At 56.2% G+C, this 14137-nt stretch carries 8 protein-coding genes; 3 read left to right on the top strand and 5 right to left on the bottom strand.

Annotated features, from left to right (window positions below; all coding sequences use genetic code 11):
* Positions 1-163: 163 nt before the first annotated feature.
* Entirely contained in the window at positions 164-5215 is a 5052-nt protein-coding gene (locus tag AC1D19_RS20325; RefSeq protein WP_477764418.1) for a trifunctional serine/threonine-protein kinase/ATP-binding protein/sensor histidine kinase, read from the top strand.
* 60 nt (positions 5216-5275) lie between these two features.
* On the opposite strand, the gene AC1D19_RS20320 is transcribed toward AC1D19_RS20325, so the two are convergent.
* From AC1D19_RS20320 to AC1D19_RS20300, 5 genes are all read right to left on the bottom strand, one after another.
* Positions 5276-5773: a helix-turn-helix transcriptional regulator gene (locus tag AC1D19_RS20320; protein WP_477764330.1), complete on the bottom strand. Its 498-nt coding sequence runs from the start codon at positions 5771-5773 to the stop codon at positions 5276-5278.
* A 197-nt stretch (positions 5774-5970) separates the two neighbouring features.
* Positions 5971-6180, bottom strand: a complete 210-nt coding sequence (locus AC1D19_RS20315; RefSeq protein ID WP_477764329.1) for a hypothetical protein — start codon at positions 6178-6180, stop codon at positions 5971-5973.
* Between the two features lie 187 nt (positions 6181-6367).
* Positions 6368-7594 (bottom strand): carbohydrate porin, encoded by a 1227-nt coding sequence (locus AC1D19_RS20310; RefSeq protein WP_477764328.1) that lies wholly within the window; start codon positions 7592-7594, stop codon positions 6368-6370.
* A 437-nt stretch (positions 7595-8031) separates the two neighbouring features.
* Positions 8032-9696, bottom strand: coding sequence for a glucose-6-phosphate isomerase (gene pgi, locus AC1D19_RS20305; protein WP_477764327.1), 1665 nt, complete (start codon positions 9694-9696; stop codon positions 8032-8034).
* Positions 9697-10091: 395 nt separating this feature from the next.
* The gene (locus AC1D19_RS20300) at positions 10092-11096 is read right to left on the bottom strand and encodes a LacI family DNA-binding transcriptional regulator (protein WP_477764326.1); all 1005 of its coding nucleotides are present in this window, start codon (positions 11094-11096) and stop codon (positions 10092-10094) included.
* A 461-nt stretch (positions 11097-11557) separates the two neighbouring features.
* Here AC1D19_RS20300 and AC1D19_RS20295 point away from each other — a divergent pair, with 461 nt between their 5' ends.
* Positions 11558-13117 carry a sugar ABC transporter ATP-binding protein gene (locus tag AC1D19_RS20295; RefSeq protein ID WP_477764325.1) on the top strand — a complete coding sequence of 520 codons (1560 nt, stop codon included), beginning with the start codon at positions 11558-11560 and terminating at the stop codon, positions 13115-13117.
* Positions 13114-14136, top strand: a complete 1023-nt coding sequence (locus tag AC1D19_RS20290; RefSeq protein ID WP_477764324.1) for an ABC transporter permease subunit — start codon at positions 13114-13116, stop codon at positions 14134-14136. The genes AC1D19_RS20295 and AC1D19_RS20290 overlap by 4 nt, the downstream gene beginning before the upstream one ends.
* Position 14137: the final 1 nt, after the last annotated feature.

Raw genomic sequence — 14137 nt, 5'->3', positions numbered from 1 at the left:
GAGCGCAGCCCGCGGGCCAGAGCCTTGCGTATACTCCCAGGCTCTGCCCGAAACGAATCTTCAGCGGTGATTGTTCATGCCCAGCAACCCTCTCTCAGCATCCGGTTCCCACAGTCTCGATGTCGTACACGATGAAGCCTGGCTGGAGCGTTGCACCTTCACAATACTGCGCCGGGAAAACGACCTGACCTGGTTCACGCTCCGGGATCGGGCATCGGGCACACGCTGGCTCGCCGCCCGGGCGCCGATTCAGCGGCCTGTCATATGCCAGCGGCTGGAGCGCGATTTTCACCTGCGCCTGGATCCGGCCTTGGCGATTGCCCCTGTCGCGTTCATCCGCTCGGCCGAGGGGCCTTTGTTGATCTATCCCGCGTCTGGGGTGCCGCTGACTGATTTGATCAGTGACACAGGGCTGCCACTGGCGCGCTTGTTGACCATCGCCGTAGCCGCGGCCAACGCGTTGGCGAGCGTCCAGAAGATGGGTGTGCGACATGCCAGTCTGCTACCCCACCACTTGGTGGTGGATGCTGCCGACTCGGTCAGACTGCTGAATTTTCACCGCCATGCCGGGGAGGCGCCCGCGGTTGAACTGCCCGGCCTGGAACAATGGCCTTATCTGGCCCCCGAGCAGGTCCGACGCGATGCCGTCAGTTTTGATGCGCGCAGTGATATCTATGCGCTGACCACAATTCTTTATCAGGCACTGACCGGCCGACTGCCGCTCACCGCCCGCGACCCGTCCCAATGGCTGCACGTGCACGCCGCTGTCCAGCCGCAATCACCGGCGATTCATGTCACCGATCTACCGGAAGGCATCTGCCGAGTGCTGCTCAAAGGCCTGGCGAAAGAACCGGGCGCCCGCTACCAGAGTGCCGAATCAATGGCCGCGGATCTGGCCTGGTGTCAACAGCAGTGGCTGGAACATGAGCGTATCGACGCGTTCCGCCTGGGCGCTTTCGATGCGTTGCCTTCCTTGGCCCGCAGCGATGTACTGTTTGGTCGAGAGGCCGAACGTACGCAGTTGGTCGAGCTGATGCATCAGGTGGGCGGCGATGGCATTGCCCGGGTTCTGCTGGTCGGTGGCGCGCCGGGCGCCGGCAAGTCGACGCTGATCCATCAGGGTGTCCGGCCCCTGGCCCCCGGCTACTGGGCCAGCGGCAAGAGCAATCTGCTGCAGCAGGAAATTCCATTTGCACCCTTGGCAGAAATCTTCAAGTCGCTGATGACCCAGTTGCTGGGCAAGCCGGCTCTGGAGTTGCAGACGCTGGGCGAGCAACTGGTCGAACGGCTTAAGGGGCGGGGCAGGCTTCTGGTGGAGCTGGCGCCCGAGGCCGAGCTGGTCATCGGGGTCACGCCTGAGCTGCCGAACATGCCGGCCCGACATGCGCTCGATCGCGCCAACCGGACCCTTCTCGATGTACTGGAAGTCTTCGCTCAGCCGGGACGCCCCCTGGTGCTGTTCGTGGATGACGTGCAATGGGCGGACGATTCGACGCTGTCGTTTTTACAGGCCTTCGTCGCCCGGCGGCCCCGGCATCTGGTGTTGATCCTGGCGTATCGCGAGGCCGAGTCGCAGGCCCTCGAGCGCGAGGGGGGAGTGCTGGAGGTGCTGGGTCGCGAGCAATCGTTGCCCTGTACAAGCGTCATGCTGGGGCCATTGTCGGTGCCCGCGGTCGCGGAGCTGATCGCCGCTGAACTGGACGCCGACCCCAAGGAGATTGAGGCGCTCGCGCAAGTCGTGCATTACAAGACGGCCGGCAATCCTCTATTCGTCAGCCAGGTGTTGCGCGCATTGATCGATGAATGTCTGGTGCGCTTTGATGTGCAGGGTCGCCGCTGGGTCTGGAATCAACAGGAGGTGGACGGTTATCGCTACGCCGACAACGTCGCGGACTTGATGGTACTGCGACTCGAACGCCTGTCACCGATGGAACGCGAAGTGCTGCGCACGGCCGGCTTCGTCGGCGGGCGCTGTGATGAATCACTGCTGCATCGGCTGTTGCCGTGTGAGCCGCAACAGATCACCCATGATGTGCAAAGCCTGGTCGATGCAGGTTTTCTGCTGCGTGAGCGCGAGCAACTGGTGTTTCCCCATGACCGTGTGCTTGAGGCGGCCTGTCAGCTTGCGGCGCCAGCGGGACGCGCCGCCGAGCATGCGCGTATCGCTGGCACCATGCTTGATCATTGGGGCGAGCAGATCCATGAGCGTGTGTTCGAAGTCGCCAGTCAGGTCCAGCGCATTGACGCCGATGAACTGGAGGCGCATCGCCGCGCCGCGTTCGTCGAGCTGTTGGTCGAAGCCGCCGAACGCGCCCGGGACACCGCCGCTGTCGAGCAGGCCGTGGGCTATCTTCGCACGGCCGAGAGTCTGCTCGACCAGACAGGTTGGTCGAGCCTCTACAGCCAGACGTTTGCCACCCAATGGCTGGCTGCCGAGTGCGACATGCTCCTGGCCGATCTGGAAGGCGCCCAGCGCCGCCTCGACGATTGCCTGACCCACGCCACCACAGTGCTCGACCGCGCGAAGACCTATCGGTTACGGGCCACCTTGCGCACGCTGCACTCCGATTACGAGGGGGCGATCACCGAGGCGCTGAACGGTCTGGCCTTGCTGGATATTCCCCTTCAGCGCAGGCCCTCACAGAACGATTTGACCCTGGCATTTACCCAGGTTCGTGAGCTTGTCGGCGCACGCCGCATCGCCGATCTGGTGCATTTGCCCAAGGCCGAAGACCCGTCTGTCGAAGCGGCCATGGAGTTGCTCAGTACGTTGATTTCTTCGTTCTTCGTCGACGACGACATTCGTTTTCTGCATTTGGCGAAAATGGTCGAACTCACACTGCTGCATGGCACCACGCCAAGCAGCGGTTACGGTTTTGCCTGGTTTGGCGTGATGATTGCCGAGCGCTATGGCGAATATGTGGACGGGCAGGCCTTCGCCGAAGTGGCGCTTGAACTCACCGACAAGCACGGCTACGAAGCAGGGCGCACAGGCACGTTGGTGGCGCTCGATCAGGTCAGCCCGTGGACCCGACCGATGGCGTACGCTCGACAGAAGGCGTTCGCCGCATTCGAGTGCGGCCAGGCCGGCGGCGACCTGGGCATGTCCTGTTACGCCTGCAACCACATCGGTTCCGACCTGCTGTTCATGGGCGAACCCTTGCAAGGGGTGTTGAACGAACTGGAGCATGGGTTGGCGTGGGTGCAGCAATTTCATTACATCGATATCGAGCGCATCCTGCTGGCGCAACAGGCATTCGCCACCGATCTGCGCGACGGGCGCCTGCATCGGCCGTTGGACGAACTGGATGGCATCGAACATGACCGTTTCGGCCCCATCGACCGTACCCGTGTGTCGCAGCCGACGCTGTTCTGGTCCTGGCTGTATTCAGGCATGTCAGCGTTTTATTTCGGCGATATCCCTTACGCATTGCGACGTTTCGAAGAAGCCGCCGCGCTGGCCTGGTCCATTCCGGCGCATATCAATCTCGCCGATTACCACCTGTTCTACAGCCTGGCGCTGGGCAGCATGCAAGCGCCGGGCGAGGTGGCGGAAAAACTGGAAAAACTCGAGCGGCAACGCCAGCGGTTCCTGCCGTGGGTCGAACTCAATCCGACAACCTTCCGCAACAAATTGCTGCTGATCGAGGGAGTCATCGCCCGTTTGCGCGGTCAGGAACTGGTAGCTATCCGCTGTTTCGATCAGTCGCAGATCGCGGCGGCGGCGGCCGGTTTCATCCATGAGCAGGCGCTGGCCCATGAACAGCTGGCCGATATCTGCCTACCCAACGGGCTGGTGTCGGGTGCCAGCCACCACCTGCGTGTCGCGCGCGACTGCTACAACCTGTGGGGCGCCGAAGGCAAGGCGCGTCAATTGGAAACCTTGCACCCGTTTCTGAGTGCGGAGCCGTCGTTCGAGCCGATCCGGCCTGTGACCCAGGTCCGCCTCGATCTTGAAGTGGGGATCGAAGCGGCGCGTGCACTGTCGCAGGAGGTTCTGCTCGAACGACTGGTCGAAACCCTGATGAATCACTTGATGATTCAGGCCGGTGCCGACAATGGCGTGCTGATGATGGTCAGCGGCGCCGAACTGCAACTGGCGGCGACGGCTTCGGTCGAAGCCGGCAATGTACGGGTCGCTCTGGACGCCGGGCAACCGCTCGAACAGATGGCGCCGGCCTCGGTGCTCAACGCCACGATGCGCACGCGCACGACCCTGGTGCTCGACGATGCCCGGGCCGATTGTCCCGAGGCCTACAGCGCCGATCTGCAACAGCGCCAGGTGCGGTCGGTGTTATGCCTGCCGTTGCTCAAACAAGGCACGTTGATCGGCCTGGTCTATCTGGAAAACTGCCTGGTCCCCAAGCTATTCAGCGCCCAGCGCCTGACCATGCTGGAAATTCTCGCCTCTCAGGCCGCGGTGTCACTGCAAACCGCCAAGCTATATGAACAGCTGGTCGAGGACAACCAGCTACGCGCGCAGATGGAAGCGGACTTGCGCAGTTCCCGCGCGGAGCTGGCGCGTAGCTCGCACCTCAAGGTCATGGGTGAGCTTTCTGCTTCGATTGCCCATGAAATCAGCCAGCCGTTGCTGGGCATCGTGTCCAATGCCTCGGCCAGCCTGCGCTGGCTCAAGCGTGATCAGCCCGATCTGGAAGAGGCGATTCAGGGGCTGGAAGACATTCGCTCGGACAGCGCCCGCGCCGCCGACATTGTCCAGGCGCTGCGCGCACTCGCCAAACAGACGCCGTTGCAACGGTTGCCGATGCAAATCGATCACTTGATCGGTGAGGTCGTGCGCCTGACTGCCACCGACCTGGCGAACCGCAACGTGCGCCTGGAAACCCGGCTCGATGCGCAATGCCCGGTGTCGGTCGACGCGGTACAGATCCAGCAGGTGGTGTTCAACCTGATCACCAATGCGCTGGAGGCCATCGCCGGAGCAGGGTTGCCCAATGGACGCATCATCATCGGCTCAGCGGTGAAGGACGCTCATGTCCAGGTCTGCTTCCAGGACAACGGGCCCGGAATTGACGCGCACCAGCGCGAGCAGATCTTCGATGCGTTCTACACCACCAAAGGCAGCGGCATGGGAATGGGCCTGGCCATCTGCAGGTCGGTGATCGGCGCGCACGGCGGGACGCTGGTGGTCCAGGATAGCGAGCAGGGCGCCCGGATTTGCTTCAACCTGCCACTGGCACCGGCCAGCACTTGATAAAAAAGGGCCGCATGAGCGGCCAAAGGGGAGGCGTTCGTTTTGTCGACCTCGATCAGTTCACGCGTGCAGCTCCTGTGCGCGCGACTGTCCCACGCCGTCGACCAGGCTATCGTGAATTCTCCAGTCGGGTATGTCCCGATCAATCACTGGTGACTGGCCAGGGTGGCTCGCTACATGATCAAAGGCCCGGCGCCATGCCTTGGGTGTCATCCCTTCCAGGCGGCTGAAGGTGCGGGTGAAATGCGAGTGGTCTGCGAAACCGCATTCATAGACGACATCGGTGATCGGCATTGAGGTGATCAGCAGGCTTTTGGCTTTTTCGATTTTCATCATCACCAGCCAGCCTTGCGGCGAGTGGCCGGTAACCTTTTTGAACGCCCGGGAAAAATGGCTACGGGACAGGTTGCAGTGTTCGGCAATCTCGCTGATGCGAACGCAGCTGCCCATGTCACGCAGCATCAGCTCCTTGGCGCGGCGCTCCTGCCAGCCGGACAGGGCACCCAGCGGCCGTACCAGGGTGCATGGATGGTTTGATATCACCGATTGCGGGTTCATGGCGGCTCTCCTGATCGTTCAGGAAAGTCTGTCCGCCGGCGACATTTAAAGTCCTTAAGCAAACCTTAAGAGTTCTGAAATACAGCGTCCGTTGCAGTACGATGGGTATCAACTGACCCACACCAGATATCCAGAGAGAGCAACTGCCTACCCGTTTCAGCAATCAGATGATGCATTGAGCAGCACCGTTGGTGGGATCACTCTGGCGTCGTGAGCACCGCTAACGAAATGTTGATCAACTCTTCGTTCGTGCTGATCGTTGCCTGCGCACTGCGCACATTGCCTCCAGCCTCACCCGAACAGCGCTGCTCGACCCAAAGGGTAAGCGCCATGATCGCGGCTTCGAGGGCTAGCTGGTTTTGATTGATCTTGAAGAGTAGGGAAGGGAGCAGGTCTGCATTCGACATCGTGATTGCTCCGTGGAGAGGTCAGCGTTGTTGGTGCCGATGCCGAATACACCCAGTTGCCGAGATGTCACTGACCCCGTCTGATTCCTCACAAACCGTTGTCTGTGCCGGATTTGTGCTGATTTTGAGGTGGGTCGGTCTTGCGTCGGCACGTGGTTCAATTCGGCATCGGCGTCAACAAGGGAGTTTATTTCCACCAATACTCGATCTGAACCCCTACGTTGGAGCCTTGCAGGTCTGTACCAAACGCACCGGTATCAGACAGAGCCGATCCCGGAGATTGCAAGCTGGCGGCGCGTTGCGCAGCCTTGTTCCAGGTAGCGTAGGTGTAATACAGACGAAATTCCGGCCTGTCCCAGAATCCCGGGCCCTTCGGTGACCAAGTCGGCGCGATGGTGTACTTAGTGAGTTTTCGGGTACCGTCTGCGGCTTCAACCTGGTCGCGCCCAACCTCGGTGATCAGCTTGAACTGATCCGTGAACGCATAAATTGGCCGAACACCAATGGATAACCAGTTCTGATCATCACCATCAGGGCGCGTGTCTTTTTGATAGACCAGTTCAACTTGACCACTGAAAGCATGAGTCAATTGCCAATCGAAAAACTCCACGAGCCGCCAGCTCTTGTTGCTCTCATCCAGCGTGGTATCACCGGTGTAACCCAATGCGGTGCCCGGCCCTCGGCCGTATTGAACAGCGAACTTGTTGACTCCGCCCAGGAACGCGACCTGCTTGTGCTGGGCAACCACCGACCAGCCCTGATGAGCATCCTCGCGGCTCGGCTTGTCCAGATAACTGACACCCAGCTGAACCTCGCCACCGGGATTTGTGTTGAATCCGCTGACGGTCACATCATGTCGGGTAACAAAATCCTTTTGGAAGACGTTGTCCTTGCGTGAGAACACGTAGCTGTATTTCAGATCTCCCAAGGCGACCTGGTCGAGCCCAAAGCCCGTTGAGCTTTGGTTCCAGTAGAAGTAGTCGGAAATATTGATGTCGTTTCGATTGTAGTAACGACGGCCCGCCCAGAAAGAACCGCCATTCAATGCCGGCATCTTGCTCCACTCTGCGTAGAGCTGGCTCATCCGCGTATAGCCGTGCTCTCCGTCAAATTTTGGTTCATGGCCATACTCGTTGTAAAACTGTGCCATGCCTTCAACGCTAAGCATTGAGCCGTCGTCCAGTGAAAGCAGATCCTGGCGCAAATCCAGCTCCATGTACTGCTCACATTCGTTGCCAAGGCGATATTTGGACTGCGCGCCCGGTAGCTGAAAACACGACTGTTTCCCTCCTTGAGTAGAATCCCCCACTCCGGTTCTGAAATAACCACTGAAGTCTGTTGAATACGCGTCAACAGGCAGAAAGCCGACAGCAAAGGACACACCCAGAACTGCACTGAGAGTTTTAACGTTCATTCATAACACCTTTTGTTTTTTATATTTATTGGACAAGGTCGATAACGCGAGTCAGCACGCTTTGTAACCAAGTACGCAGCTAGCTCCACGCACAAGTTCCCGAATGGGAAATAGGTTAAATCGAATAGAAAGCGCACCGTATTACCTGAGCCAAAGCATGAGAAGAACCCAGGCAGTGCCAGTGCGGAGTGACTACGGTAAGCAAGCTATTACTTAACCAATGAGTTAGTTGATCGTCGTAAGTTTTACCCTTTGGAATGTATTTTCAGGCCGCGAACCTGGAAGCCCAAACTTCCTTAATCACGGTGCAGGGCCGATCGATCACCCTGTAGCCTCAGAAGTACAACAGGAGTGAATACATGCGCGGAGGCACGACTACATGGCATTCGTTTTCTCCAAGACTGGAAGGCATTAGTCCCACCCAATCTTATGAGGCTCTAACCACGATGACGTCCCCGGAAGAAATCTATAAGGCCCTGCGTCGAGGAATCATCTGCCGGTTCCGCGTCATAGCGAGTCAGAAGGTTGTAGACGCTGTTGCCTAGCTCCTTGCCCAACTCCACGCCCCATTGATCAAACGAATTGACTCCCCAAATTACACCCTGGACAAAGACCTTGTGTTCATAAAGGGCGATCAACGCACCAAGGCTATGTGGATTGATGATCTCAAGAGCAACTGTATTGCTTGGCCGGTTACCGGGAATTACCTTATGCGGCGCCAGTCGTTCAATCTCACTGGACGAAAGGCCTTTGGCTTTTAGCTCTGCCTCAGCTTCAGCGCGGGTTTTGCCTCGCATCAGCGCTTGGCTTTGAGACAAGCAATTGGCGTACAGCCATTCCTGATGATCAGCCACTGGGTTGTGGCTGACCACAGGCACAATGAAGTCGGCTGGAATTAGAGGCGTCCCTTGATGCAACAACTGGTGGTAAGCGTGCTGTCCGTTACATCCCACGCCACCCCAGATTACTGGGCCAGTGGTGTAGGAAACTGACGTGCCGTCATGACGAACACTTTTGCCATTGGACTCCATGTCCATCTGCTGCAGATGTTTCACGAAGTTGCGCAGGTTATGGTCATAGGGCAAGAACGCATAGCTTTGCGCACCCCAAAAGTTGTGATACCAAACGCCAAGTACCGCTAAAAGAACGGGAAGGTTCTGTTCCAATGGTTCATTCAGGAAATGTTGATCCATAGCGTACGCGCCGGACAGCAGTTCCTTAAAGTTAGCGATGCCAATGGCCAGAGCAATCGGCAGGCCAATTGCCGACCATAGTGAGTAACGGCCACCGACCCAGTCCCACATAGGAAAAATGTTTGCTTCACGGATGCCGAAATCCAGCGCAGCTTGACGATTACTTGTCACAGCAATGAAGTGGCGATACAGCTTCTCTTCCGTCCCGCCCTTGGCCAGATACCAGCTTCGACAAGCTTGCGCGTTCTTCAGCGTTTCAAGAGTACCGAAGGTTTTGCTTGAGATAATGAACAGCGTTGTTTCTACGTTCAGATCGGCTGTAACCTCTCGGAATTCATTGCCGTCGATGTTAGCCAGGTAATGGCACCGCACCCCATGCCGAGCGAAGGGCGCGAGTGCTTCAGAGACAAGCTCAGGGCCCAGAAATGAGCCACCAATACCAATGTTTACGACATCAGTGATGACCTTATCGTTGTAACCACGCCAAAGATGGCTATGGATACGACTCACAACGTCAGTCATCTGCGCCAGAGCACCATGCACATCGCGCATCAAGTTGCGGCCATCGACCATCAAAGGTTCCCCCACTGGTCGCCGCAGCGCGGTATGCAGCACAGGACGCCCCTCGGAGCAGTTGATTTTTTCTCCACTGAACATGGCATGCGCTGCCTGCTCCACGCCAGCCTCGCGAGCAAGGTTTACCAGCAATGAGCGCGTCTCGTGAGTGATCAGGTTTTTGGAGTAATCCAGAAACAGCCCGCAGCCCGCCAAGGAGAAGTCTTGAAAGCGTTTACTGTCATCTTGAAAGGCATTGCGCATACTAAAATTTTTCATGCTCTCCCGATGGTCGAGCAGATTGCGCCATGCCGGCAATGCAGTCACATCATTCGTTTTGTTGTAGTTATTCATGCTCAGCCTCTCTTTGCCAATACGGCTTCAGCCGTCTCAATCAACGATTCAAATTTGGGAGTTTTGTAAATCTGCACATGCAGAGACGCCCCGACAGAAACAGGTTCTGCGGTTTGTTGTTACAATCGGCTATCGGACTCCGTTCCACGAGGTCAGCGATTTTTAATCGCGATCTAAATAGACGCTTATCTCTTTGGCGAAATTATTGAAAGCTCAAAAAAAACCGAAAGCCGGTCGCTTAAGTGAAAAAGCAAACATACATATGCGTGCACGACAAATTGAAACCAGATGCTGGTCATTTAGTTTAAAAGTTATCTAGACGGCGAGACGTGGACAAAAGTAAAATAATTCACGCCTGCAACCGCTAGACCCTCAGGATAAATCCCTGAGTACAGTCATTTGGGAACGCCGCCAGAATCTCGCTGGATTAATGAGGGTTTCAATCGAATAGTCTGACGTCTCCCATCAGGTTGCTTGATACGCTTCAATAAAAGCTTCACAGCCTGGGCTCCGAGCTCCTCGAGAGGTTGCGCTATAACTGTCAGTCGGGGGCTAAAAGCATCCGCCCATTCGAAGTCGTCAAAGCCGACCAGTGCGATGTCCTTTGGCACCTCAAGCCTGGCTTCACGAAGGGCCTGCATTGCACCAATGGTCATCAAGTTGTTAGCGGTCATTATTGCGGTAGGCGGGTGCTCTAGCGCCAGTAGACCGCGAGTCGCTTCCATTGCCGGCGCAATCGCCGATTCACCACAGCAAACTAATTGATCTTCGTACTGAATTCCTGCGTCAACCAAGGCCGCACGGTAACCTTCAATTCGCTCGTGAGAAGAAGACTGACTCAATCGTCCGGATACCATCCCGATACGCCGGTGTCCAAGTTTAATCAAGTGTGCAATCAACTCTTGAGATGATTGCTTATTCTCTACCCCCACCTGATCGAAAGACGTCGACAGAAGTCGATCGATGAGAACCGTGGGTATCTTGTTGGCCTTCAAGTAATTAAATACTCTATTTTCTGGGTCATGCTCCGAGGCGAGTACAATGCCGTCAACACGTCTCTCATGCAGTGCTTTGACCGCTTTAAGCTCTTGTTCAGGATCTTTTTGCGTATTGACCAGAATCATCATCAAGCCGCTTTTCGCACATGCCGCTTCGATGGCACGTACTGTTTCACTGAAGTAATAGTTCGACAGCGTAGCAATCGCCACCCCTATAGCACCTGAAGAGGAGCGAGCCAGAGATCGAGCGAGCGAGTTTCGAATATAGCCTACGGACTCTACAGCCTGATTCACGCTACGGACGGTGTCAGGATGTACTTTGCGAGTACCGTTGAGTACGTGGGATACCGTAGACATTGATACGTTCGCGGCTCGCGCTACATCACTCATCTTTGCGCCCACTGTGCACCACTCCTTTCTCACGTGATTTCATGGATAGCGCTGAACTCATGCCCAGCGGTAAGCCATTGTAAAGCTCACAGCGAGAAAATGTGTCGGAGGCTCTATGAATTGAGGCCGGGACGGGCCCGTCATTTCGAGAGAGACCCAGCGAGGTGCGCTGTGCACCTGAAGTGGCTGAGGCGAGATGGTGGAATCCGCTATGCAGCATAGCCGGGCACTCCTTTTTTATTATTGTCGCGATCACATGGCGAACCGTTAATGGCACGCAGGGACGCTGTTGAAAAAAGCATAGCCGAGACGAAATCGCTTGCGCAAGCGCTTTCCTAACCTTTTCACCTTTCCTTCTGGCGGAAAGGAAAGCGCTTGCGCAAGCGCTTTCCTTTGGACTATGTTTCTCGAACAAGAACACCGATGAGAGGTTTCAACTGCTTCTCAAATCGGTAGATAAGGAGTTAACCGCTATGCTGAGCACTGGATCTGAAAGTCCACCTCTTGCCCTATTGGAAATGCGTGCCATCTCGAAGTCATTCAATGGGGTACGCGTCCTGCATGACATCGATCTCAGTATTTTTCCTGGACAAATCCACGCGCTAATGGGCGAAAACGGCGCCGGAAAATCCACTCTGATGAAAATTCTGTCGGGGGCCTATATAGCCGACAGTGGCACGATCCGAATCGATGGATGTGATATTCGAAACTATGGCGTGAACGATGCGAAGCGCCATGGCATTTCAGTTATCTATCAAGAACTCAGCTTGTGCGCGAATATGAGCGTGGTCGAGAACATCTACCTGGGTAGGGAAATTCGTCGATGTGGGGTTGTAAACCACAAGGCAATGACCGAAGGCGCGCAGGTTGTACTAAAGCGACTTGGCGTCACATTTGATCCGCACGCGCTGGTCGGTACATTGTCGATCGCCGACCAACAACTTGTTGAAATCGCCCGTGCAATTCATGCCGATACGCGAATCCTGGTGATGGATGAGCCTACAACGCCGCTGTCTTCAAAAGAGACTGAAAGTCTATTTACGTTGATTCGCCAGTTACGTGATGATGGCGTCGCGATCATCTATATCAGCCATCGAATGGCTGAGATATACGCATTGTCCGATTTTGTTTCGGTGCTCCGAGACGGTCGTTACGTGGGTTCGCTGGACCGTGGCACGCTATCGGCTGAAACCCTGGTCCGGATGATGGTGGGGCGCGATGTTTCCGGTTTCTATGCCCATGAGCGTGCTACGTGTTCTTACGAGCAACCGGTACTACGTGTCCGCCACCTTACTGATGGTTTAAAAATTCGAGATTGCAGTTTCGATCTGTATGCCGGCGAAATTCTCGGGATTGCAGGGCTGGTGGGCTCAGGGAGAACAGAACTTGCCCGATTAATTGCAGGTGTCGATGCATACTCGGGTGGACACATTGAACTGGACGGCGAAGTTGTAGCCATACGCTCCCCTCGCGATGCAGGCAATGCAGGTATCGCCTATCTGACAGAAGACCGTAAAGCCTTGGGCCTCTTTCTCGATATGAGTGTCCACGACAATATCAATGTTTGTGTATTGGGAAATGATGCTTCTTTGACGGGTTTTGTGGACCGGACGGCTGGAACCGGACGGACCGAACAAGCCATTCAGGCACTCAATATCAAAGCAGCTCCAGACATCAATGTCGGCGCGCTGTCTGGAGGCAACCAACAAAAGGTTTTGCTGGCTCGTCTGCTTGAGATGAAGCCCAAAGTGCTGTTCTTGGACGAACCCACCTCGGGTGTCGATATTGGAGCCAAAACAGAGATATATAAAATAATCAATGCATTGGCCGCCTCCGGCGTTTGTGTCGTGATGATTTCAAGTGAACTGCCAGAGATTGTTGGAATCGCTGACCGTGTATTGGTCATGTGTGAAGGGAAACTTGTCGCCGAACTCGGTGGCCGCAGCGGTGTTGATATCACACCCGAAACCATTATCGCGTTTGCCACTGGCAGCGACAGCTTGACTCTAGCCAACGGAGACTTAGTTCAATGACTTCCCCACTGCAACGCAAAGTAGCAAGTGACTTCATCACACCCAATGCGCGGAACATTGCCGGACCTGGCGCACAGGAAAAAATGCGCCAACTGATGAGGGTAGCGGGCATGCTCCCCGTATTGTTGCTCCTGTGTGTGGGCTTCAGCCTGATGAGCGACAGCTTTTTCTCGGCGCAGAACTTCTCGATCATCAGCCAACAAGCCTCTATCAATGTGGTATTGGCATCCGGCCTGACTTTCGTGATTTTGACCGGGGGCATCGACCTTTCAGTGGGTTCGATCCTGGCTGTTTCCGCGGTAGTGGCACTGTTGGTATCGCAAGTTCCCGGATTGTCCTCTCTGGCCATCCCTGCGGGGCTTGGAATCGGCCTGTTGTTCGGGCTCGTCAATGGCGTATTGGTCGCTTTTGGCAAGCTGCCTGCGTTTATAGTCACACTGGGCGGATTGACGGCGATGCGTGGGATCGCACGCCTCATCGGCGAAGACAAAACGGTGTTCAACCCCGACTTGTCATTTGCCTTCATTGGAAACGATACGTTGTTCGGGGTGCCATGGCTGGTTGTCATCGCGCTGGTAGTGGTGACTCTTTCGTGGCTCATTCTTCGTCGGACGGTTTTAGGCGTACAGATTTACGCAGTGGGTGGCAATCCTGAGGCCGCGCGGTTATCGGGAATCAAGGTCTGGAAAGTCCTGCTCTTCGTTTACGCCATATCCGGTTTGCTGGCAGGTGTGGGGGCCATCATGACTTCCGCTCGTTTGATGGCGGCCAACGGTCTGCAAATGGGCCAGTCCTATGAACTCGACGCTATCGCCGCCGTCATCCTGGGTGGCACACGTTTCACCGGCGGCGTCGGCACCATCGTCGGCACGCTGATTGGCGCCCTAATCATCGCGACACTTTCCAACGGTCTGATATTGCTGGGCGTTTCGGATATCTGGCAATACATCATCAAGGGTGTCGTCATCATCGGGGCGGTAGCACTCGATCGTTTTCGGCAGACCGGCGCACGAACCTGAA

The organism is Pseudomonas sp. P1_C12 (genome assembly GCF_056406435.1).
Note: the sequence above shows the minus strand (reverse complement) of the source record. Positions and strands in the feature narration are given on the sequence as shown.